The 21,662-nt window shown below is 60.4% G+C and carries 19 protein-coding genes and 2 pseudogenes; 12 read left to right on the plus strand and 9 right to left on the minus strand.

The genetic code is table 11. From position 1 onward, the window contains the following. Window positions 1-80 precede the first annotated feature (80 nt). The 6 genes from FSO04_RS32075 to FSO04_RS32100 all read left to right on the plus strand — a co-directional run bounded on the left by FSO04_RS32075 (window position 81) and on the right by FSO04_RS32100 (window position 7,436). Window positions 81-1,244: an ABC transporter ATP-binding protein gene (locus FSO04_RS32075; RefSeq protein WP_372342472.1), complete on the plus strand. Its 1,164-nt coding sequence runs from the start codon at window positions 81-83 to the stop codon at window positions 1,242-1,244. Then, a complete protein-coding gene (locus tag FSO04_RS32080; RefSeq protein ID WP_154565609.1) occupies window positions 1,241-2,215 on the plus strand; it encodes an ABC transporter permease subunit in 975 nt (324 codons plus the stop codon). Before FSO04_RS32075 ends, FSO04_RS32080 begins: the two co-directional genes overlap by 4 nt. Further along, entirely contained in the window at window positions 2,212-3,123 is a 912-nt protein-coding gene (locus tag FSO04_RS32085; RefSeq protein ID WP_154565610.1) for an ABC transporter permease subunit, read from the plus strand. The genes FSO04_RS32080 and FSO04_RS32085 overlap by 4 nt, the downstream gene beginning before the upstream one ends. A 38-nt stretch (window positions 3,124-3,161) precedes the next feature. Continuing rightward, window positions 3,162-4,748: a DUF3138 family protein gene (locus FSO04_RS32090; RefSeq protein ID WP_154565611.1), complete on the plus strand. Its 1,587-nt coding sequence runs from the start codon at window positions 3,162-3,164 to the stop codon at window positions 4,746-4,748. Window positions 4,749-4,821: 73 nt separating this feature from the next. Beyond that, the gene (locus FSO04_RS32095; RefSeq protein WP_154565612.1) at window positions 4,822-6,114 is read left to right on the plus strand and encodes an NAD(P)/FAD-dependent oxidoreductase; all 1,293 of its coding nucleotides are present in this window, start codon (window positions 4,822-4,824) and stop codon (window positions 6,112-6,114) included. Next, window positions 6,114-7,436 (plus strand): NAD(P)/FAD-dependent oxidoreductase, encoded by a 1,323-nt coding sequence (locus tag FSO04_RS32100; RefSeq protein WP_154565613.1) that lies wholly within the window; start codon window positions 6,114-6,116, stop codon window positions 7,434-7,436. The genes FSO04_RS32095 and FSO04_RS32100 overlap by 1 nt, the downstream gene beginning before the upstream one ends. Window positions 7,437-7,529: 93 nt before the next feature. On the opposite strand, the gene FSO04_RS32105 is transcribed toward FSO04_RS32100, so the two are convergent. The 4 genes from FSO04_RS32105 to FSO04_RS32120 all read right to left on the minus strand — a co-directional run bounded on the left by FSO04_RS32105 (window position 7,530) and on the right by FSO04_RS32120 (window position 10,709). Further along, complete coding sequence (locus tag FSO04_RS32105) at window positions 7,530-8,024, minus strand: Lrp/AsnC family transcriptional regulator (RefSeq protein ID WP_154565614.1); 495 nt, start codon at window positions 8,022-8,024, stop codon at window positions 7,530-7,532. Window positions 8,025-8,065: 41 nt separating this feature from the next. Then, on the minus strand, window positions 8,066-8,791 hold the full coding sequence (locus tag FSO04_RS32110) for a haloacid dehalogenase type II (protein WP_154565625.1): 726 nt from the start codon (window positions 8,789-8,791) through the stop codon (window positions 8,066-8,068). A 104-nt stretch (window positions 8,792-8,895) separates the two neighbouring features. Beyond that, window positions 8,896-9,630: a haloacid dehalogenase type II gene (locus FSO04_RS32115; protein ID WP_168435922.1), complete on the minus strand. Its 735-nt coding sequence runs from the start codon at window positions 9,628-9,630 to the stop codon at window positions 8,896-8,898. Window positions 9,631-9,827: 197 nt separating this feature from the next. After that, on the minus strand, window positions 9,828-10,709 hold the full coding sequence (locus FSO04_RS32120) for a LysR family transcriptional regulator (RefSeq protein WP_093645091.1): 882 nt from the start codon (window positions 10,707-10,709) through the stop codon (window positions 9,828-9,830). A gap of 187 nt (window positions 10,710-10,896) precedes the next feature. On the opposite strand from FSO04_RS32120, the gene FSO04_RS32125 reads away from it, so the two are divergent. Beyond that, a complete protein-coding gene (locus tag FSO04_RS32125; RefSeq protein WP_154565627.1) occupies window positions 10,897-12,120 on the plus strand; it encodes an amidohydrolase family protein in 1,224 nt (407 codons plus the stop codon). On the opposite strand, the gene FSO04_RS32130 is transcribed toward FSO04_RS32125, so the two are convergent. Beyond that, window positions 12,089-13,306, minus strand: coding sequence for an amidohydrolase family protein (locus FSO04_RS32130; protein WP_154565615.1), 1,218 nt, complete (start codon window positions 13,304-13,306; stop codon window positions 12,089-12,091). The genes FSO04_RS32125 and FSO04_RS32130 overlap by 32 nt on opposite strands. A 169-nt stretch (window positions 13,307-13,475) precedes the next feature. On the opposite strand from FSO04_RS32130, the pseudogene FSO04_RS47785 reads away from it, so the two are divergent. Together FSO04_RS47785 and FSO04_RS32140 are read left to right on the plus strand one after the other, a co-directional pair. Further along, window positions 13,476-13,661, plus strand: a pseudogene (locus FSO04_RS47785) (5-oxoproline transporter, DUF979 family subunit); the annotation flags it as partial. 10 nt (window positions 13,662-13,671) lie between these two features. Further along, window positions 13,672-14,682 (plus strand): DUF2891 domain-containing protein, encoded by a 1,011-nt coding sequence (locus FSO04_RS32140; protein ID WP_154565616.1) that lies wholly within the window; start codon window positions 13,672-13,674, stop codon window positions 14,680-14,682. Window positions 14,683-14,876: 194 nt separating this feature from the next. On the opposite strand, the gene FSO04_RS32145 is transcribed toward FSO04_RS32140, so the two are convergent. Continuing rightward, the gene (locus FSO04_RS32145; protein WP_154565617.1) at window positions 14,877-15,302 is read right to left on the minus strand and encodes a PRC-barrel domain-containing protein; all 426 of its coding nucleotides are present in this window, start codon (window positions 15,300-15,302) and stop codon (window positions 14,877-14,879) included. A 218-nt stretch (window positions 15,303-15,520) separates the two neighbouring features. On the opposite strand from FSO04_RS32145, the gene FSO04_RS32150 reads away from it, so the two are divergent. Both FSO04_RS32150 and FSO04_RS32155 read left to right on the plus strand, forming a co-directional pair. Then, window positions 15,521-17,887: a DNA polymerase II gene (locus tag FSO04_RS32150; protein ID WP_154565618.1), complete on the plus strand. Its 2,367-nt coding sequence runs from the start codon at window positions 15,521-15,523 to the stop codon at window positions 17,885-17,887. 160 nt (window positions 17,888-18,047) lie between these two features. Continuing rightward, window positions 18,048-18,251: a hypothetical protein gene (locus FSO04_RS32155; RefSeq protein ID WP_154565619.1), complete on the plus strand. Its 204-nt coding sequence runs from the start codon at window positions 18,048-18,050 to the stop codon at window positions 18,249-18,251. A 24-nt stretch (window positions 18,252-18,275) separates the two neighbouring features. On the opposite strand, the gene FSO04_RS32160 is transcribed toward FSO04_RS32155, so the two are convergent. Further along, complete coding sequence (locus FSO04_RS32160) at window positions 18,276-19,208, minus strand: alpha/beta fold hydrolase (protein ID WP_154565620.1); 933 nt, start codon at window positions 19,206-19,208, stop codon at window positions 18,276-18,278. 182 nt (window positions 19,209-19,390) lie between these two features. Here FSO04_RS32160 and FSO04_RS32165 point away from each other — a divergent pair, with 182 nt between their 5' ends. Then, window positions 19,391-20,257, plus strand: a complete 867-nt coding sequence (locus tag FSO04_RS32165; RefSeq protein WP_166618296.1) for a helix-turn-helix domain-containing protein — start codon at window positions 19,391-19,393, stop codon at window positions 20,255-20,257. A 62-nt stretch (window positions 20,258-20,319) separates the two neighbouring features. Here the strand turns inward: FSO04_RS32165 and FSO04_RS32170 are convergent, their stop codons facing one another. Next, window positions 20,320-21,279 (minus strand): fumarylacetoacetate hydrolase family protein, encoded by a 960-nt coding sequence (locus FSO04_RS32170; RefSeq protein ID WP_154565622.1) that lies wholly within the window; start codon window positions 21,277-21,279, stop codon window positions 20,320-20,322. Between the two features lie 163 nt (window positions 21,280-21,442). Further along, window positions 21,443-21,662: pseudogene (locus FSO04_RS47255) on the minus strand (aromatic acid/H+ symport family MFS transporter); the annotation flags it as partial.

Here is a 21,662-nt window from a genome sequence, read left to right on the forward strand (position 1 = left end):
TCGCAGCGCATCTTGCGAGCCGCTTCCCGCGACTCGTATGGAGACACTTGCGCTCGCGATCCGCAAGGAATGGTTACATCATGAACTCGACGACATCACATAGCGTAGCCGGCGCCACCCAGATGGCCCGCCCCGCACCGACGACAAAATCGAAATCGGACGAATTCGTTCGCATCGAAAATGTCGTGAAGAAATTCGGCGACAGCACCGCTGTCGACAACGTCAATCTGAGCATTGCGAAGAACGAATTGTTCGCACTGCTCGGCAGCTCCGGCTGCGGCAAGTCCACGCTCCTGCGCATGCTCGCAGGGCTCGAGTCGGTCACGTCCGGCCGCATTTTCGTCGACGGCGAAGACCTTGCCGCGATGCCGCCGTACAAGCGGCCGGTCAACATGATGTTCCAGTCGTATGCGCTGTTCCCGCACATGAGCGTCGAAGCGAATATCGCCTTCGGCCTCAAGCAGGAAGGCACGCCGAAGAACGAGATCAAGGAGCGTGTTGCCGACGCGCTGCATCTCGTGCAGATGAGCAAATACGCGCAACGCAAGCCGCACCAGTTGTCCGGCGGACAGCAGCAGCGTGTGGCGCTGGCCCGCTCGCTCGTCAAGCGCCCCAAGCTGCTGCTGCTCGACGAGCCGATGTCGGCGCTCGACAAGAAGATCCGTCAGAAGACCCAGCTCGAACTGGTGAACATCATCGAGAAGGTCGATGTGACCTGCGTGATGGTGACGCACGATCAGGAAGAAGCCATGACCATGGCCGGGCGCCTCGCCGTGATGAGCGAAGGCCGCATCGTGCAGATCGGCTCGCCCAGCCAGGTGTACGAGTTTCCGAATAGCCGCTTCTCGGCCGAGTTCATCGGCTCGACCAACCTGTTCGAAGGCACCGTGGTCGCGGATGAGCCGGACCATATCTTCGTGGAAAGCGAAGACCTCGAATCGCGCATCTACGTGAGCCACGGCATTACCGGCCCGCTCGGCATGCCGGTGGGCATCTCCGTGCGCCCGGAACGCGTGAAAGTCTCGCTCGACAAGCCCTCGACGCCGCACAACTGGGCGCGCGGCGTGGTGTCGGACGTCGCGTACATGGGCAGCTATTCGCTGTATCACGTGCGCCTGCCGAGCGGTAAGACGGTCGTGTCGAATCTCTCCAGCTCGCACCTCATGAGCGAAGGTGCGCCGTCCTATAACGACGACGTGTTCGTCTACTGGTCGCCGGCTAGCGGCGTGGTGCTGACGCAATGAGCAATCCCACTACCTCCTCCCCCGCGGTGCTGGGCGCGCCGTCCGGCAGCCGTCTGCTCGGCTCGCTGAAAAAACGCCTCTCGATACTGGTGCCGTCTGGCCGTACGACCGTGATCGGCGTGCCGTTCATGTGGCTCTTCGTGTTCTTCGCGTTGCCGTTCGTGCTGGTGCTGAAAATCAGCTTCGCCGATCTGCGCCTTGGCATTCCGCCGTACACGGATCTCGTGACGGTCAAGGACGGCATGGTGCACTTCGCCATGCAGCTCAGCCATTACGCCTTCCTGCTGCAGGACGATCTGTACGTTGCCACGTACATCAGCTCGCTGAAAATGGCCGGAGTCTCGACCTTCTTCTGCCTGTTGATCGGCTACCCGATTGCGTACTACATCGCCCGCTCGGAACCCACCAAGCGCAACCTGCTGATGATGGGCGTGATGCTGCCGTTCTGGACGTCATTCCTGATCCGCGTCTATGCATGGATCGGCATTCTGAAGGACGACGGCCTGCTCAATCACACGCTGATGGCCATCGGCATGATTCATTCGCCGTTGCGCCTCTACCACACGGATATTGGCGTCTATATCGGCATGGTTTATTCGTACCTGCCGTTCATGGTGATGCCGCTGTATGCGCACCTGGTGAAGATGGATCTGACGCTGCTCGAAGCGGCCTACGACCTCGGTTGCAAACCGTGGACCGCGTTCACGCGCATCACCTTGCCGCTGTCGAAGAACGGCATTATCGCCGGCAGTCTGCTGGTGTTCATTCCGGCGGTCGGCGAGTACGTGATTCCTGAACTGCTGGGCGGCGCCGACACGCTGATGATCGGCCGCGTGATGTGGGATGAATTCTTCAATGATATGGACTGGCCGATGGCATCCGCTGTCACCGTCGCGATGGTTCTACTGCTGCTCGTGCCGATGGCCGTGTTCCAGTACTACCAGGTCAAGGAACTGGAAGGTGCGAAATGATCAAGCCTAATAGAACGCTTTCCAATAGCGTGCTGACGTTCGGATTTCTGTTTCTGTATATCCCGATCATCAGCCTGGTGGTGTATTCGTTCAACGAGTCGAAGCTCGTCACGGTCTGGTCCGGCTTCTCGCTCAAGTGGTATGGCGCGCTGCTGCAAGACGGGGAACTGCTCAGTGCAGCGTGGTTGTCGCTGAAAATCGGTCTGCTGACCGCGTGTGCATCGGTAGTGATCGGTACGTGGGCAGGCTTCGTGCTGGCCCGCTTCGGGCGCTTTCGGGGCTTCACGCTGTTCGCCGGCATGATCAACGCGCCGCTCGTGATTCCTGAAGTGATTCAAGGCATCTCGCTGCTGTTGCTGTTCGTCGCGCTCGAACAGATGCTCGGCTGGCCGAAGGGCCGTGGCCTCTTCACGATCTGGATCGGCCACGTGATGCTCTGCGTGTCGTACGTGGCGATCATCGTGCAATCGCGGGTGAAGGAGCTCAACAAGTCGCTCGAAGAAGCCGCACTCGATCTCGGCGCGACGCCCTTCAAGGTGTTCTTCCTGATCACGCGGCCGCTGATCTCGCAGGCCCTGATGTCCGGCTGGCTGCTGTCGTTCACGCTGTCTTTCGACGACCTCGTGCTTTCCGCGTTCCTGTCCGGCCCTGGTTCGACCACGCTGCCGCTCGTCGTGTTCTCGCGTGTGCGCCTCGGCCTGAATCCGGAAATGAATGCGCTCGCCACGATCTTCATCACTACGGTGACGATCGGCGTGATCGCCGTCAACCGCTGGATGCAAGTGCGTGAGCGCAAGCGCAACCGCGACATGCAGATGGCTTTCGCACTTGCCGAAGCCGCCGACCCCTTGCCGTCAGCACCACAACAAGCCGCCGTACGGAAGTCGCTCGATACGGCACGCGCATAAGAAGTCCTTTTGCAATACGACCAATAAGGAGAATTTGCATGAGAAAGAAGCTCATCTGTCTGTTGGTGGCGGGGAGTTTGCCAGGCTTTGCCATGGCAGACGCCACCAGCGACCAGATCAAGGCGCTACAGGCCCAGCTCAACGCACTGCAAAAGGAGGTGAAGCAGTTGCGTTCCGAGGTAGCGTCCAAGCCGAAGGCGGCGGCAGCAGCGACCGCGGCACCGGCTCCGGCTCCCGCTGTGGTGGCGGCGCCGGTCGACATCTCCTCGCCGGATTACGGCAAGGCGCAGGCGACGCTGACCAACGATCAGGTCGATTCGATGAAGCAGCAGATCGCCAATCAGCAGTTGAAGGTCGACTCGCTGGTGGATGCGGCGAACACAGGGCCGATCGCCGGCTTGTCGGTGACTGGTTATATCGACCCGACCTACTTGTATAACCGCGCGCAGAGCAGCTCGTCGTTCCTGTTCGCGAACCACGAAAATAGCTACAACTACTTCAACAGCACGTTCGGCGATCTGTACTTAGACATCAAGAAGACCTTCGGTGTCGGCCCGATGGCGCCGTCGGCCGAAATCACCTTGATGCCGAACCGCGGCAACGGTATTACGCTGCTTGCGAACGAGCATGGCAATATCGGCAACAACATCCTGAACACGGCGGTCATCAATGTGCCGTTGACGGCGACGACGACGCTCGTTGCCGGTTTGATTCCGAGCTTCGGCGGTTACGAAGTGCAGCAATCGAACCAGATGCTGACGCTGACGCACAACCTGCTGTATGACTTCTCGGATCCGGGCAGCTACATCGGTATCGGAGCGAACTATACGACGGGTAACTGGGCGTGGAAGTTCTTCCTCGGCAACGAGCAGTACCGCACGTACGGCGCGACGACGCAGGTCGGCACCAACGCGCTGGGCGATCCAATCACGACCAGCAACAAGATCCCGACCTTCACTTCGCGGGTCGACTACACCTGGTCTAGCGCACTGGATATTGGTGGGTCGTTCAATATCGGGCGTCAGACTTTGCCTAGCGCCCAGGCACTCGATGCCAACGGCAACCCGATTCCGGGTTCGTTCGTCTACGGCGTAGGCGGCCAGTCGCCGAGCTCGGGTGGTACGTTCTTCTTCACGGAAGCCGACCTGACCTACACGCTCGCCGACGTGCAGTACAACGCCGAACTCGACTACGGCCAGCAACAGAACGCCGCGTACAACGGCGGCCAGGCGCAGTGGTACGGCCTCTCGCTGCTCGCGCACCGCAAGTTCAGCATGCCGGTGGTGGGCCGTATGGGCGTGACGGCACGCTATGACCTGCTCGTCGACAGCAAGAACGGCGGCGGCGGCGGTGGCATCGCGCTGAATGGCAACGGCATGGATACGGCTGACGGCTTCGGCATCGGCGCAGACTGCTTCGCGAACTCGTCGAATCACGGCTTCGAGTGCAAGGGCGCCACCCGTCAGGACGTCGCACTCGACCTGTTGTTCTTCCCGACCCAGCAGATCACGGTCAAGGTGGAATATCGTCACGACTGGGCGAACAAACAGGTGTTCCTGAAGAACGACGGCTCGTACGGCAAGTCCAACGACCTGCTCGCGACGCAGTTCATCTACTCGTTCTAACACGACCCGCCTCATCGCGTGGCCCGGCTTCACTGCGGGCCACGCGCCAAGGCCTCTTCCGCATGCTCTGCCTATGCTCCAATTCTCGAACCAGCCTCACGTCGCCTCGTATTACGCAGCAACCGCAAACGACACCACCCGCCACCCTCCCCTCGAAGAAACGCTCAACGTCGACGTCTGTGTGATCGGCGCAGGCCTCACCGGCATCTCGACTGCGTTGAACCTCGCCGAGCGCGGTCATTCTGTCGCGGTGCTCGAAGCATCGAAAGTCGGATGGGCCGCGAGCGGCCGCAATGGTGGCCAGTTGATCGGCGGCTTTGCCTGCGATATCGACACATTCGCGAAGTTCATGCCCGCGGATGACGTGAAGCGTGTTTGGGACATGGGGCTCGAAACCCTGGATATCGTCAAGGAACGCGTCGCGAAGCATCAGATCGACTGCGACCTGACCATCGGTTACCTGACCGCGGCGAACAAGCCGCGCGATACAGACGCGCTCCAGAAATGGCGCGACGAAGCGCAACGGCGCTTCGGCTATGACCGTTTCAGTTATGTCGATGCCGATGGCGTCGGCAACTATGTTCAATCACAGCGCTACCTCGGTGGATTGTTCGATGCGGACAGCGGCCATCTGCATCCGCTGAATTACACACTCGGTCTGGCGCGCGCGGCACGCGAGGCCAGCGTACAGATTTTCGAAGACAGTTGCGTCACGGCGTTGCGTCAGGAAAACGGCCGGCATGTGGCCGAAACCGCGCGCGGCAAGGTCAATGCGCAATTCGTCGTGCTCGCCTGCAACACCTATCTCGGCCAACTCGCGCCGGATCTCGCCAGCAAGATCATGCCGGTGGGCACCTACGTGATCGCCACCGAACCGCTCGACCCCGATCGCGCCGAAGCGCTGATGCCGGCGAAAGCGGCCGTGTGCGACAGCCGCTTCGTGCTGGACTATTTCCGCCCTGCCCCGGACAATCGCTTGCTGTGGGGCGGCAAAGTCAGCTATTCGACGTTCGCGCCGCGCAATCTCGGTGAAGCGATGCGCCGCGATATGCTGAAGACTTTCCCGCAACTCGACGATGTCAAAATCGACTATGCGTGGGGCGGCTTCGTCGACATCACGATGAATCGCGCGCCGCATTTCGGCCGGCTATCGCCTACGGTGTATTTCGCGCAGGGCTTCTCCGGTCACGGCGTGAACACCACCGGGCTCGCGGGCAAGCTGATCGCCGAAGCGATCGACGGCCAGGCGTCGCGCTTCGATCTGTTCGGCAAGATTCGTCACCGCGACTTCCCCGGCGGCGCTACACTGCGCACCCCTGCCCTCGTACTTGCGATGGCCTGGTATCGAATGAAGGACCTGCTTTGATGAATGCACCGACTCCCGGCTTCAACACCCTCGACCACCGCGCCGATGCGCTGATCGCCAACTCCTACTACGAGGCGAGCGCCGCGCGTCCGCCGGCTGACGATCCGATGCTCGACGGCACGCTGGAGGCCGACGTCTGCGTGATCGGCGCGGGCTTCTCCGGTTTGTCGGTGGCGTTGGAATGCCGGGCGCGCGGATTGTCGGTGGTCGTGCTCGATGCGCATCGTCCCGGTTGGGGCGCGTCGGGTCGCAACGGCGGGCAGACGTTAGTCGGTTTCGCGAAAGACGAGATCATCGAACGGCAACTCGGGCTCGACGGCGCACGCGCCGCGTGGGCGATGTCGGTGGAAGGCGTGGCTCTCGTGCGCGAGCGCATCGAACGCTACGGCATCGATTGCGATTTCACCTCCGGCTATCTCACGGTAGCCACCAAACCGAAGCGTGTGCCGGATTTGCGTTCGTGGATGGAATCGGCGTCGCAACGCTGGGGCTATACGAAACTCTCGTGGCTCGATACCGATGAAGTGCGTTCACGCGTCGCTTCGCAACGTTATCTGGCGGGCGTCTACGATCCGTTTTCCGGCCATCTGCATCCGCTCAAATACTGCCTCGGTCTCGCCGATGCGGCACGTCGTGAAGGTGCGCAACTGTTCGCGCATTCGCCGGTGATCGAAGTCGTGCGTGGTGCACGGCCCGTCGTGCGGACCGCTAATGGCGAGGTACGCTGCCGCTTCGTCGCGGCATGCGGCAATGCCACGATCGGCGACGTGTTGCCGGCGCCGGTGGCCGCACGCATCGCGCCGATCGCGTCCTATATCGTTGCGACGGAACCGCTCGGTCAGGCGCGCGCCGACGCACTGATCAAAGGACGTGAGGCGATTTGCGACAACAACTTCTTCCTCGATTACTTCCGTCTGTCGGCTGATCATCGCGTGCTGTTCGGTGGCCGCGCGAGTTCGACCGGCGCGTCGCCCGTGCAACTCTGCGAGGAAATCCGCAAGCGCATGATCAGCGTGTTCCCGCAGCTAGGCGATGTGCGAATCGACTATGCGTGGGGCGGTTTTGTCGACGTGACGCGCAATCGTGCGCCCGATTTCGGCTCGATCGATCCGAACTATTTCTACGTGCAGGGCTTTTCAGGTCACGGCGTGGCGTTGAGCGGGATTGCTGGGCGCGTGATTGCTAAAGCCATGGCCGGTGATACCGCAGCCTTCGATCTGTTCGCGCAGTTGCGGCATGCGCGCTTTCCGGGTGGGCCGGCATTGCGCGGGCCGGCGCTGGAACTCGGGATGATGTATCACCGGATTCTGGAGTTGTTCTAGGCAGGTTTTCAGGCGCCGGTTGTTGTCCTCTCGTGGCGTCGGAACCCTCTGTACGGGAGATCTGCCAGTGTTTCCCACGATCATTGCGTAGCTTCAGTCGTTATCTGTCAGCAACTTGTCGAGAGGCACTCCGTGCTTGACGAACGGCGAACGGATCACGATGTAACTGAAATACTTCTCGATGCCGAGATTGCGGTCGAGCAGGCGTTCAATCACTTCCTGGTAGTGACCGATGTCCTTGACGACAAACTTGAGCAGGTAGTCGTACCCACCGCTCACCAGGTGACATTCGGTAATTTCGTCGAAATCGCGCACGTTCGCCTCGAAACGCACAAAATCATCGCGCCGATGGTCATGCAGCATGATTTCCGTGAACACGGACACGATGCTGGTCACTTTCGCGACGTTCACGTGCGCACCGTACCCCGAAATCACACCGGTTGATTCAAGGCGCTTGACGCGCTGCAGGCATGGGCTCGCAGAAAGGCCGACCGCGGCCGCGAGATTCGCGTTGGTGATGTTGGCGTTCCTCTGCAATTCGGCGAGGATCTTGATGTCGATCCGGTCGAGTTTTGGTCGGTTGCTCATATCGTTCTGTTCTCGAATCGGCGGGCGAACCGGCTTTCCCGCTAAACGCGGGAAAGCTCCTCGTGATGCGCCTTGACGAACTGCGCCATGCTGGTGAACCTGAAATCGACAGACGGCTCCGCGAATGTGCGCATCGTCGCGCCGAGTCCGCGCTGCTCGAAGCGCCGATGGATCCAGCATGAACGAATGTCCAACCGGTTGGCTGGCTCATGATCGTGGTACATGCTGTCCGCGACATGCAGGATTTCGTCCTTACGCACGCCGAGTGTCGACAGCACGTCGAGCATATATTCAAAATTACGGCTCGACGGCTTGTAGCTTCCCACATCCTCAGCCGTGACGACGACGTCAAAGGGCACATGCAGCCTGGCGCGGCTGTATGTGAAATTCTCGTTATCCACGTTCGATAGGATGACCAGCTTGAAGTACTTCTTCAAATACTGCAGCGTACTTGCCGAATCCGGGAACGCAGGCCAATTGCGGACCGAACGACCATAAGCCTCCGCCTGCTCGCGCGTGTAGCTGACGCTCCACTCTTCCGCAAGCCGCTTGTAGACCACCTCGAGCAGCCGGTTGTACGGCATGTCGGGCGTCGCGTTCTGCTGATATGACTCGTGGCGGGCGTGCGCTTCCAGCACCTGGTCGCGCGTCGATGGCGGGTGAAGCGATGAGACCAATACCGACAGACCCGCGACGATGCCCGATTCCCAGTCGATCAGGGTGCCATAGCAGTCGAATGTCAGGGCCTTAAAATCCGTCAGCCGCATGAAGGGCTCCTTAACTGGGGTGTTCCAGCTTGCGCGGAACACGCCGCGCCGGCACCGGCGCGGCAAATCAAACCGGCACTAAGGCCAGTAAATTTATCGACTACTTACTTCTGCAGCAGCGCTTCCTGGTGAGCCTTCGCGAATTCGGCCATGCTGTTGAAACGGAAGTTCACGGTGGGTTGCTCACCGGGGTTCATCGTCGCGCCGAAACCGGTTTGCGAATGGCGGCGATAGATCCAGCACGATGCAAGCCCGAACGCGTTCGCGGGCTTGTGATCGTGGAACAGACTCTCGGCGGTGTGGAGGATCTTCTCCTTCCGGATACCGCGCTCACCCAGCTTTTCCAGCTTGTCCAGCATGTACTCGAAGTTTCGCGGCGACGGTTTATAGGAGCCGACGTCCTCTGCGGTGATGATCGCGTCGAATTTGACCTGAAGCTTCGCGTTGCTGTACGTGAAGCTGTCATTGTCGATGTTCGACAGGATGACCAGTTTGTAGTACTTCTTCAGATACTGTAGCGCGCTCGCCGAGTCCTCAAATGCCGGCCAATTGCGCACGGACTTGCCGTAGGCGAGGCACTCCTCGTACGTGAAAGGCACCTGCCATTCCTCGGCGAGTCGCTTGTACACGATAGGCAGCAGTTCCTGGTAGCGCTTCGCCGGCGTGTAGGCCTGCTGCGACGACTCATGACGTGCGTGTGCTTCAAGAACCTGATCCCGCGTCAGCGGTGGGTTGACGCGTTCGAGCAGAGGACGCAACCCCTCGAAAATACCCGTTTCCCAGTCGATGAGCGTGCCGTAGCAATCGAAAGTCAGTGTATCGAAGTCGGTCAGTTTCACAGTAACTCCTCCTGTTGGTTGGCGAGCTAGACATAGTCTATTGGGCGCGCCCAGCAACCGTTACTTATGTTGCCCACCGCATCGGCAATCTCTGTTGCTCGCGCGCACACCGACAGCAGAATCTGCTGCTTGCTTCTGCCTGGCATGTTAGCAAAAGGCGATCGCTGAATACCTTGCTGCGGGCACCCAAGCAGACGTTATCGCCGCTGCGGCCCAAACATCCGCGACAACGCACGCGCGAGCTCCTTAACAGCGGCATCCGCCGTCGGACGATGCAGCAGCGCAATATCCATGGTTTCGATCGAAGGCAACCCGCTCTTCGATGTCAGCACGGCGTGATCCGCCAGCACCGCGCGCGCGGGCAGCAGACTGATCCCGAGACCATCGGCAACGGCTGCCTGGATTCCGCTCAAACTCGAACTGATAAAGCTCATCCGCCAGCGGCGCCCGAGTCCTTCGATCGCGTTGGTCATGTCGTCACGGTATAACCCGCGCGGCGGAAACGCGACGATCGGAATCGGATCGAGGTGGATTGAAGGGTTCTTCGCACTGTCGATCCACCTCAATTGCTCCGGCCAACACGCCACGGCCTCGCGGCTATTGCGCCGCTGCTTCACGAGAATCAGATCCAGATCGCCGCGATCGTAGCTATTGCTCAGGTCGCGGCTCAATCCGCTGGTCACTTCCAGCTTGACCTGCGGATGCTTGCGGTTGAACGCGGCAAGCATATGGGTTGTCGGTCCGCCGACGAAATCTTCCGGCACGCCCAGCCGGACCGTCAGCCCCACCGTCGCGCCCGACAGCGCTTCAATCATTTCATCGTTGAGAGCAAGCATGCGGCGCGCGTAGGCGAGCAAGGTTTCGCCGGCATCGGTCGGACTCACGTCGCGACTGCCGCGCTCGAGTAGCTTGTGCCCCGCCATATCCTCGAGACGCCGCACCTTCTGGCTAATGGTGGACTGCGTGGAATGAAGCCGTGCGGAAGCCGCAGTAAAGGTGCCGCAATCGGCCACCATGACGATGGCCTTCAGCAGATCCAGATCGAATAGCGGTGTACGTGCTTTGGCGTTGGGTTTCATCGAGCCTCGCAGCGCCTGATAACGGCATATATCTAACCAATGCTATCCAATTTCCAACTAACATGCATTTGAACATTTAATTTTCGAATGCCGGGTGAGATGGATAACATCAAGCCATTCCTCGGCAGCCGCGACGAAGCGGCGCACGGGCCCGTATCGCCACTTCCGTCGAATCGGCATGACCACCATGACTCGCTCTCTTCTTCTCTCCAACGTCCGGCTGGCTGACGGCCAACCGGTTTCCGTAGGCATCGCCGACGGTCGCATCGCGGCGCTCGGCTCGCATGTCGAAGCGCAACCTGGCGCGCTGACTGAAGACGGCGGCGGCGCGTTGCTGCTGCCGGGTTTCGTAGAAGGGCACACGCACCTCGACAAAAGCCACTGGGGCCGCGCGTGGTATCGCAACGAGGTCGGACCCGCACTAACCGACCGGATTAGCAACGAGCGCGAATGGCGTAAGACATCGGGACACGATGCGGCCAGCCAGTCGCTCGCTCTGGCGCGGGCATTCGTGCAGGCAGGCACGACGCGTCTGCGTACCCATGTCGACGTGGATACCGACGCCGGGCTGCGTTATATCGAAGGCGTGCTCAGCACGCGGCAGACGATGCGCGAGGTGCTGGACATGCAGATCGTCGCGTTTCCCCAGTCAGGCATGTTGATCCGTCCCGGCACGGTCGAATTGCTCGGCAGCGCGCTCGACGCAGGCGCCGACGTACTCGGCGCACTCGATCCTGCCTTGATCGACGGCGATCCCGTCGCGTCGCTGAACGCGACCTTTGAGCTGGCGGAGCGCTACCGCAAGCCGATCGATATCCATCTGCACGAACCCGGTGAGGTCGGCGCATTCACGCTGAAGCTGCTGCTCGATCGCGTCGAGGCGATGGGCATGCAGGGTCAGGTGGTCGTCAGCCATGCATTCTGCCTCGGCGCACTACCGGAACGTGAGCGTGACGCGCTGCTCGAACGGATCGCGCATCTGCGTGTAGCGCTTCTGACCAGCGCGCCGCCGTCTCGCCCCGTTCCGCCGCTCAAGGTTTGCAGGGACAATGGCATCACGATCTTCGGCGGCAACGATGGCATTCGCGACACCTGGTCGCCGTACGGCGTGCCGGACATGCTCGAGCGCGCGATGCTGATCGGCATGCGCTACGACTTGCGACGCGACGACGATCTCGCGATTGCCTTCGACTGCGTGAGCGACGCTGCCGCTCGAGGTTGCGGTTTTGCCGACTATGGCCTGCGTGTCGGCGCACGCGCGGACCTCGTGCTGGTCGATGCGGAATGCGTCGCGCATGCCGTGGTTGCCCGGCCCAGGCGCCGCCTGGTTATCGCGAACGGACGCATCGTTGCGCGCGACGGCGAGCTGATTGATGCACTCAGTCGACAAAGCCCTGTCCGGCCGTCGTGACCTTGAACAGCAAACGGGACGAATCGCCCCAGAATTGCCCGCTTCGGACGATGGCCCGATCAGCCGGCGCCGCAGCAACGGCAGCGGCGGCGTTCGGCGCTTTCACGATGATGAAGGTCGCCTCATTGCCGACCTTCAGTCCGTAGCTGCTTTTCTCCAGCACGGCCGCGCCCGCTTCCGTCGCCATGTGGAGCGCAACGCGCAGTTCTTCATCGGTATAAAAACCGGAGCGATAACCAACCAGCATGGCTCGTTGCAACATGTCGCCGTTGCCATACGGCCACCATGCGTCCTGAATGTTGTCGTTACCGGTGAACACGCGCACACCGGCTGCGCGGAGTTGCAGGATCGGCGGGAACGCGCGGTCGCCCGGCGCATTCGTCATGATCGATACCCCGGCTTCCGCAAGCGCGGCGGCGACACGATCCACCACCTCGGGCGCGACATCGCCGAGCCCGTAGGCGTGGCTCACCGATACACGGCCGTTCAACCCCGATGCATGGGTACGCGCGGCAATGCGGTGTAGCTGCTCGATCCCCTGCTGCCCCGGCTCATGGAGGTGAACATCGATCTTCACGCCGCGCTTTTCAGCAATGCCGAAGACAATATCGAGCTGGCCTTCGGCGTCGCCATCCAGCGTTGTCGGATCGATTCCGCCCACCACCTGCGCGCCTTCACGGGCGGCTGCATCGAGCACCTCCGCCGTGCCCGGACACGACACGACGCCCGCCTGCGGGAACGCAACGAGTTCGATATCCACCACACCACGCCATTTCTCGCGTGCTTCCATCACGGCATGCAGGTTGGTCAGACCCGTCGTCGCGTCGACGTCGACATGACTGCGCATCGCAATGGTGCCGTACGACGCGGCCTGGCGGATCAGCGCATCGGCGCGCTCGACGATAGGCGCGGCGCTTGCCAGTTCCTGCTTTTCGATAGCGAGACGCTCACGCAGGCTCGCGACATGACGATGAGGACGCCAGCGATCGCCAACGAAGCTTTTATCGAGGTGAATATGTCCGTCGACGAACCCGGGCAACACTAGGTGGCCTGCCAGATCGACGACCTCCGCGCCGCCGATCGCGGAACGTTCCGGACCGATGGCGACAAAGCGCCCCTCACGCACGGCGAGGTTGAGCGGGTTGCCGTCGGCGTCTACGGCATTGACGAATACGCGGTCGAACATGGTTCTGGCCTCTGCAAATCAGGACTCAAGGACTCATCCAGCGCGCCCTGATCGGGTTGCGTTCGTTGCGCCGCATGGTCCTGTGTGGAATGGATCGTTGAACCATATCGGACCCCCGACATATCCACAAATTAAATGTTGGAATGGTCTGTATTCATTTTCTGGATAGATCGGCATACTGTGCGGTTTCTGCGGCACTTTGATGGCGCCGATGGCGCCGAACTTCAATATCGTGCCGGCCGTGCTGCTGGAACTGAAGGGCCAGAATGGCCTGATCAAGGCGCGGCGACCGGCTGCTTTACTATTCTCGGTCGTCAATATCATACTGTCGTACCTATCTGTATTCCGCTTTTGAGGAGGCGCCGATGATTGTCCAACTCACGCCCGAATTCGCGTCCAAATTCGCCAATCTTGCGCTCGCCCACCTCACGCGCGAGTATCCGAACAAGCTGACCCACTCGCTCGCCGGTCCGCAAGACGTGCAAGGTCCGCGCGCATTGCATCCGATTTTTTACGGCAGCTACGACTGGCATTCATGCGTACACGGCTACTGGCTGATCCTGCATCTGCTCGACCGCTTTCCCGATCTGCCTGAAGCAGCGCGCATCGTCGCGGTGGTCGACGAGCATTTCACCGAAGCGAATGTGGCCGGTGAGCTGGCGTATCTCGACCTGCCGCACAATCGCGGTTTCGAGCGCCCCTATGGATGGGCATGGTTGCTCGCGCTGAGCGCGCAACTCCATTCGCTGAAGCTGTCGGAGGCCGCGCGCTGGTCCAAGGTCTTTGCGCCGCTTACGGAGACTTTTGTCGGCCGCTTCGAGGAATTTCTGCCGAAAGCGACCTACCCGCTGCGCGTCGGCACGCACTTCAACATGGCATTCGCGCTAGCGCTCACGCTAGATTTCGCGCGGCAGACTTCGCGTGAATCGCTCGAGGCGCTGCTGGTGAATACGGCGGAGCGCTGGTTCCTGAACGATGTCGCCTGTCAGGCCTGGGAGCCCGCCGGCGACGAGTTTTTGTCGCCTTCGCTGATGGAAGCGGAATTGATGCGGCGCGTGTTGCCGCCCGCGCAATTCGTCGAATGGTTCAGGCGCTTTCTGCCCGATCTCGGCGCGAAGAAGCCCGCCACGCTGTTCGAACCCGTCACCGTGACCGACCGTACCGACGGCAAGATCGCCCACCTGGATGGTCTGAATCTGAGCCGCGCATGGTGCCAGCGGTCGCTGGCGCGCGCACTGCCTGCCGGCGACGTGCGCCGGACGGCATTGTTCGATTCGGCCGAGCGGCATCTTCAGAGCGCCCTGCCGCATGTGGCGGGCGACTATATGGGCGAACACTGGCTGGGCACGTTCGCCACGCTCGCATTGGAAGCGTGAGCAGTGGCCCGACGGGGCCCGCATTAAAGGCAAAACGGCGCTGCAAGCGTGAAGCGGTTTGGGCCAACTACCGATTCGCGCCGCGAGCGCCGTTATCTTTTGCCGCGGGATTCAGAAGCGGCGCAGCAGCCGCGCAGAAGCCGTTCAGAAGCCACCTGGTGCGGCCCAGCCGCTGAATCCGCCGGCATGAGGCATTATTGGCCAGTCAGCTTTTTAGGCTTCGGCGGGGCCTGAACCTTGTTGTACTGAAACTCGGGCGTCGCCTTCAAGGCGTCCTTGGTCGCGCCGGCCAGATAGAAATTCCCCCCGCGAATATCCAGCGCAGCGATCGGCACCGCTACGTCATGCGATGCCACGCCGAGAAATCCGCCGGCGGCGACGATGGCAGCGGACAGCGAGCCGTCGGGCGCGATCACCAGATCGCGGATCGAACCGATCTTCTCGTTCTGATCGTTGTAGACGGCTTTGCCAAGAATGCTCTTCTTCACGCTCCAGCCGCTCAGCAGCGCATTGGACTGCTCGACCGTGACGCTCAAGGGTTGCGTGCCGGCGACTTGCGCCTGCGCACCAAAGCTGGTTGCAGCTACCGCGACCACGACAACAAGTTTGCTCAACGTCATATCGCTCACTCCGTTCTTAGTAGACTTGACCGGCGCATGGCCTGCGCCGAAGGAATCGCTGCAAAACGATGATACAGACTACGCCGCGCGTCTGCATCCAGACGTGCCATGCGGACGAACCCAGCCCCCTTCGCTGCCACGGAAACCGCGGGGGCACGGCCCAAAGCGCATAACGGTAAAATCGAGCCAGGCGATGACGCCCGTTTAGAGGTGGAAGTTTGACTGAGCTTGAACAGGGTTTCATTTTGACCCGACACTGGCGGGATACGCCCGCCGGTACGGAGGTAGATTTCTGGCTGGCAACAGACGGCGGGCCCCGTCACGTGCGCCTGCGTCCTCAGCCTTCGGTGGCGTTTATTCCGGCCGACCACCGCGAGCGAGCGGAAACCATCCTGCGCCGCGAGGCGCCGCTCGATCTGCGTCCGCTCGAACTGTGCGACTTCCAGCAGCGGCCGGTGATGGGGCTTTACTGCCCGCAGTACCGTCAATTGACGGGCTTCGAGAAACGCCTGAAACAAGGCGGCGTCGATGTGTACGAGGCCGACATCTTCCCGCCCGAGCGCTACATGATGGAGCGCTTCATTACCGCGCCGGTGTGGTTCGCCGGCGACGCGCAGCATGGCGGTCCGCTTCTGAACGGCGAATTGAAGCCCGCCACGAACTACCGCCCGTCATTGAAGCTGGTGTCGCTCGATATCGAAACCAGTGCGCACGCCGAACTCTATTCGATCGCGCTCGAAGGTTGCGGGCAGCGCCAGGTCTATATGCTGGGGCCGCCGAACGGCGAGCCCAGCGGTGTCGACTTCGACCTCGAATACTGCGAAACCCGCGCACAGTTGCTCGAAAAACTGAACGCGTGGCTGGAACGGCACGACCCCGACGCGATCATCGGCTGGAACCTCGTGCAGTTCGATTTGCGTGTGCTGCAGCAGCACGCGGAACAATATCGCGTGCCGCTACGGCTCGGCCGCGGTGGCGCGGTCATGGAATGGCGCGAGCACGGCCACAAACAGAACCATTTCTTCGCGGGTGCCGCGGGAAGATTGATCATCGACGGTATCGAAGCGCTGCGCTCGGCCACGTGGAGTTTCCCTTCGTTCAGCCTCGAATACGTCTCGCGCACGGTGTTGGGCGAAGGCAAATCCATCGACAATCCGTATCAGCGCATGGATGAAATCCAGCGTCGCTTCGATGAGGACAAGCCCGCGCTCGCGCAGTACAACCTGAAAGACTGCGAGCTGGTCACGCGTATCTTTGCGAAGACCGAGTTGCTGCCGTTTCTGCTGGAACGCGCGACGGTCACCGGCCTGCCTGCGGATCGCAGCGGCGGATCGGTCGCGGCGTTCACGCATCTGTATATGCCGCGGATGCATCGGCAAGGCTACGTCGCGCCGAATCTCGGTGACGTGGCCGGCGCCGCGAGCCCTGGTGGTTTCGTGATGGATTCACGGCCTGGCCTCTACGACTCTGTCCTGGTGCTCGACTACAAGAGCCTTTACCCGTCGATCATCCGCACGTTTCTGATCGATCCGGTGGGTCTCGTCGAAGGCATGCTCAATCCCGGCGACGATCAATCAGTGCCGGGTTTTCTCGGTGCACGCTTCTCGCGCACCCGCCATTGTTTGCCGTCGATTGTCGGCCAGGTGTGGCAGGGGCGCGAAACCGCCAAGCGTGAGCACAACAAGCCGCTTTCGCAAGCGTTGAAGATCATCATGAACGCCTTTTACGGCGTGCTCGGATCCACCGGCTGCCGGTTCTTCGATCCGCGCCTTGCATCGTCGATCACCATGCGCGGCCATGAAATCATGCACACCACGCGTGAGCTCATTCAGGCGCAAGGCTACGAGGTCATTTACGGCGACACGGATTCGACCTTCGTGTGGCTGAAGCACGCGCATAGCGAGGAAGACGCGAGTCGCATCGGCCAAGCGCTTGTCGAGCATATCAACGCGCGGTGGCGGCAGAATCTGCAGGAGCGTTTTGGACTCGAGAGCGCACTCGAGTTGCAATTCGAGCGGCACTACAAGCGCTTCTTCATGCCGACGATTCGCGGCGCCGAAGAAGGCAGCAAGAAACGCTATGCCGGGCTGACTGTTTTGCCGGACGGCAGCGAGGACATCGTCTACAAGGGACTCGAAACGGTGCGGACCGATTGGACGCCGCTCGCTCAGCAGTTTCAGCAGGAGCTCTATCGGCGAATCTTCAAACAATTGCCGTATCAGGACTATGTGCGCGACTACGTGCGCGATACGCTGGCAGGAAAACTCGACGATCAACTCGTGTACCGCAAGCGGCTACGCCGCTCGCTCGGCGACTACGAGCGCAACGTGCCGCCGCATGTGCGCGCGGCGCGTGTGGCCGACGAGTTCAACCGGCAACAGGGGCGCCCGCTGCAATACCAGGACGGCGGCTGGATCAGCTATGTGATGACAACCGCCGGACCGGAACCGCTCGAAACGTTGCGCTCGGCGATCGACTACGAACACTATCTGACACGGCAGTTGCAACCGGTCGCCGACGCGATCCTGCCGCTATTGCGGGACGACTTTACGACCTTGATGTCCGGGCAGAAACAGTTGTTCTGACGGGTGGTCACGATGTCGATCAACTTGTTGTCCATAAAACGAATGATTTAAATGCGATCGTTCAGATCGAGCCAAACCCGACCTTCCACTGACTCGCGCTGCGAATAGAATGTAAACGGCGCTAACCCAACGCGCTTCAGATCAAGTGGAGAGGATCATCATGAAAGTCACTGCGTTTTGTGCGGTCGTGGTTTTAAGCATGCCCTTTTTTACTCCGGTCTCTGCCAGCGAGCATATGCACGTCAATCACGACCACGAACACACCCGCTATCAACCGTCCAGCGCGAACCAGGCCGGCGCGGATCAGAATACAGCGGCTCAGGCGCCACAAGACAACAATCAGACCGTACCGGGCAGCAAGTAAGCTGCGATAGGCGGGTGGCTCGTTTTAGCGTGCGTAGCGAAGCAGGAAATCCCGTAACGGCGGATTCACGATCTCGGCATGCGTTAAATTCGGCGTGTGCCCCGCCCGGTCGACCAATACAAGATCCTTGCAGTTCGGCAACCGGGCGGCGAGCGCCTCTGCGCAGTCAGGACTGATGGCGGCATCGTCGCGTCCATGAAATACGATCGACGTATGGGTAATCTCGCCAAGGCGCGGCGTGATGTCGTCCCTCGAGACAAGGGCATTGACGGGATGTTCGAAGTGATCCGAACCAGCGTTCATCCATTTCTGGATCCATACCGATGCCGCGTACTCGGGACCGAACAGAAACGCCGACAGATTCTGTGCGACGTTCTTCGCGCCATTACGTGCCCATTCCGCCTTCAGTTCCTCGAAAGACTGCTGGACCGCTTCGGAGTCGACATCACTTCTTGTCGATATCAGGGCGATCGCCCGAAAGCGGTCCGGTTCCAGCAACGCCGCACGCATTGATATGAATCCGCCCTGAGACATGCCGACAAGCGATGCCGAGGCAACCTCCAGATGATCGAGCAAGGCAATGAGATCCTGCGCGGAGTCCCAATAGCTAAAGGCCCGGGTCGTGGCTCCGGTTGCACCGAAACCTCGCTGGTCCCAAACGACGCAACGGAATTCATTCGCCAGTTCCGCAATGTTCGACTGGAACATATCGCCGTCCATCAGGAAGCCATGGCTGAATACAACGACAGGTGCCCCCGCAGGGCCGAACTCATCGTATGCGAAGCGTATCCCTTCTCGTTCAAAAAACGGCATGCCTATCCCTACTTTCGAATAACACGGTGGAATCAATATAAGCTGACCTTCACCGGAACACCTGACCGAAATTACCGATTGCTTGCCAAATCGTCCTGACTTTCTGAAATCCGTTCTGAAATTCTCACTGAAATCACCACGCATGTCGGAGCACGTTTCTACCCATTGACTGCACTCCTTACTTTTGATTAAGTGACGTCTGTGCGAGTTATCAATCTCCTGACCTTCCGCAGGATCTCGCCGCTTACCGAAGCGTCTTTTTTTGTGTTCATGGAACCCGGCAAAGCGTCGTGCGCTGCCTCGTTCCAAGTGGAGAAATGTTGGGTATGACAACAGTACCAATTGATGGAGACAAGCCCGTCTGGATTCTGCAAGGAAGTTTCGGGCGAGCAACGGTGAACTTCATTAGCCGTCCGCTTGTCGCGCACGCTCACTCCCAATACCAGTTCCTATTCAAGCTTGGTGGAAGCAACTGCAATTTCCGCATCGGCGCAGACGATTGCACGCTTACAGCGGCGCGGGCAATCTGCCTGAACCCTTGGGTCGAACACTCAAAAAGCTGCAGCGACGACGAGCCTTCCCTGATCCTTTCCCTCGTCGTCGAAGCCCCCTGGTTGCGCCAGCAATTGAAACTCGCCGAAAGCGGCACTGCAAGCATCTTCCCGAAGGCTGAGGTCGTCGTCACACCGGACGTGCAGCACCACGTGGATCGCATCGCCGCCGCGATCACCAACCACCTGGTCGCCCAGGATGACAATTGCATGCCGATTCTTGCGGATCTGGTGACCGCACTCGGTCGGGACTTTGCCGATCCCGCATTGACGGCCGGCATCATCCCGTCAGGCAGACCGGTCGATTTTCGCATCCGCAAAGCATTGGATTTCATCAAGCACGCGTCGCTGACGAATCCCACCGTTGCCCAAGTGGCGGCTCAAGTCGGCTTGTCCAGGTCGAGATTCTTCCAGCAATTCCGACTGTGCATGGGCATTTCACCGCAGCACTATATAGATTGGGTCCGCATGTCTCATGCGATCCAGCTGCTTGGAGCTAGCGATAAACCGCTTTCCGAAGTCGCCGAAGAGTTGGGGTTCGAAGAACACAGCCACTTCACCCGTTTCTTCGCACAACACATGGGCGTCCCACCCAGTGAGTTTCGCAGGCACTCGGTGACGCTGGACAATCAGCGCGGCTGAACGGGTGTGGGGGTTTCGAATGATCCCCACACCCTCTGAAAGCAGGATTGCGTTAGCCGGAATCAGGCCGCGGATTTCCGCACTGCATAACCGCTTTCACTGACGGACGCATCGGCGGCTACTGGATTGCCAAGCACACCCAGTCCATCGATCTCCACCTCGACCCAGTCGCCCGCCCGCATATGCACCAGCCCCGGTGTGGGAAAGGGACCGTATTGACGCGAGAGGTCATTGCCCTCGACATCATCCGGCTGAGCCTTCAACGCACCAGGCGTGCCCATCGCAATCAGATCACCTGGCCGCAAACGATAACCCTGACTCAGATAGCTGATGACTTGCGCAACACTCAACAGCATATCGTCGAGAGGTGCGCTCTGACGAACGACGCCGTTGATGCGAGTCTTGATGGAGTGCGTGGCAGGATCGCCAAATTCGTCGCGGGTCATCAACCACGGCCCATAGGACCCCGATGCTTCGAAATTCTTGCCGAGGCCGAATTGACGATTGTGCATCTGGAACTCGCGAACCGATCCTTCGTTGAGGCAGGTGTAACCCGCCACATGTTCCAGCGCTCGCTCCACCGGAATGTAACGACCAGGCGTGCCTATGACAACACCTAGTTCGCACTCGTAGTCGAACGCGCGCGCAACGGATTCCGGCGGCGCCAGAATCGGCTCGCCGGCGCCGACATAAGATGCAGCCGTGCGCATGAAAAGGTGGGGAAATTCCATCGACGTTTGAAGTCCCGTCTCCGCGATATGGCTCTTGAAGTTCAACGCCAAAGCCCACATCGCGTTCGGGCGGTCCAGGAAGGGCTTGAGTGTGACGTCAGCGAGCGCCCGGTCGCCTTGCCGTCCTTCTGCCGCTAACCGCAACCGCGTGAGTCCATCCTCCTGCTCCAGGATTGAAATGAGGCTTGATGGCAGGTCCGGGGCGATGTCGGAGACAGCAACAAAATGGGTCGGGCTGGTGACGACTCCTAGTGCGATGCGGCCACCGTCTGAGTAAGCAATAATCTTCATGATCTAGTGTGTCTTTGGGTTGGATTAAATAGCTGGATTTGCAGTCTGAATGTGGGAGCGCTGTCCCATGTGTGTCGATAGTGCCGGCGGCACGCCGGCGTTTTCGAGCGTTCATGAGTTCGATTGACGACTCGTCAATCAGCGGAGCATGACGTGGCGAGTCTCAGTTCTCGACCACGGCGTTATCGGGAAACTTTTGAACCGCTCTACGACCGACCAACGATAGGGCGCCGAGAGCGAGGATCGCCGCGCCGGCCGGCGCAACGGCGGTGAGGAGAATCTCGCGCACCGGCCAACCGAGCGACAGCAAGCCTCCGCCAATCGCAGGCCCAACGAAGGAACCGACCCGCCCGATTGCATGCCCCCAGCCCACCCCGGTTGCA

The sequence above is a fragment of the Paraburkholderia madseniana genome (genome assembly GCF_009690905.1).
Lineage (GTDB): Bacteria > Pseudomonadota > Gammaproteobacteria > Burkholderiales > Burkholderiaceae > Paraburkholderia > Paraburkholderia madseniana.

Excerpts from the sequence above, each read along its gene's own strand:
- FSO04_RS32075 (WP_372342472.1), top strand. The coding sequence starts at position 81 with ATGAACTCGACGACATCACATAGCGTAGCCGGCGCCACCCAGATGGCC.
- FSO04_RS32080 (WP_154565609.1), top strand. The coding sequence starts at position 1,241 with ATGAGCAATCCCACTACCTCCTCCCCCGCGGTGCTGGGCGCGCCGTCC.
- FSO04_RS32085 (WP_154565610.1), top strand. The coding sequence starts at position 2,212 with ATGATCAAGCCTAATAGAACGCTTTCCAATAGCGTGCTGACGTTCGGA.
- FSO04_RS32090 (WP_154565611.1), top strand. The coding sequence starts at position 3,162 with ATGAGAAAGAAGCTCATCTGTCTGTTGGTGGCGGGGAGTTTGCCAGGC.
- FSO04_RS32095 (WP_154565612.1), top strand. The coding sequence starts at position 4,822 with ATGCTCCAATTCTCGAACCAGCCTCACGTCGCCTCGTATTACGCAGCA.
- FSO04_RS32100 (WP_154565613.1), top strand. The coding sequence starts at position 6,114 with ATGAATGCACCGACTCCCGGCTTCAACACCCTCGACCACCGCGCCGAT.
- FSO04_RS32105 (WP_154565614.1), bottom strand. The coding sequence starts at position 8,024 with ATGAGCAACCGACCAAAACTCGACCGGATCGACATCAAGATCCTCGCC.
- FSO04_RS32110 (WP_154565625.1), bottom strand. The coding sequence starts at position 8,791 with ATGCGGCTGACGGATTTTAAGGCCCTGACATTCGACTGCTATGGCACC.
- FSO04_RS32120 (WP_093645091.1), bottom strand. The coding sequence starts at position 10,709 with ATGAAACCCAACGCCAAAGCACGTACACCGCTATTCGATCTGGATCTG.
- FSO04_RS32125 (WP_154565627.1), top strand. The coding sequence starts at position 10,897 with ATGACTCGCTCTCTTCTTCTCTCCAACGTCCGGCTGGCTGACGGCCAA.
- FSO04_RS32130 (WP_154565615.1), bottom strand. The coding sequence starts at position 13,306 with ATGTTCGACCGCGTATTCGTCAATGCCGTAGACGCCGACGGCAACCCG.
- FSO04_RS32140 (WP_154565616.1), top strand. The coding sequence starts at position 13,672 with ATGATTGTCCAACTCACGCCCGAATTCGCGTCCAAATTCGCCAATCTT.
- FSO04_RS32145 (WP_154565617.1), bottom strand. The coding sequence starts at position 15,302 with ATGACGTTGAGCAAACTTGTTGTCGTGGTCGCGGTAGCTGCAACCAGC.
- FSO04_RS32155 (WP_154565619.1), top strand. The coding sequence starts at position 18,048 with ATGAAAGTCACTGCGTTTTGTGCGGTCGTGGTTTTAAGCATGCCCTTT.
- FSO04_RS32160 (WP_154565620.1), bottom strand. The coding sequence starts at position 19,208 with ATGCGTGGTGATTTCAGTGAGAATTTCAGAACGGATTTCAGAAAGTCA.
- FSO04_RS32165 (WP_166618296.1), top strand. The coding sequence starts at position 19,391 with ATGACAACAGTACCAATTGATGGAGACAAGCCCGTCTGGATTCTGCAA.
- FSO04_RS32170 (WP_154565622.1), bottom strand. The coding sequence starts at position 21,279 with ATGAAGATTATTGCTTACTCAGACGGTGGCCGCATCGCACTAGGAGTC.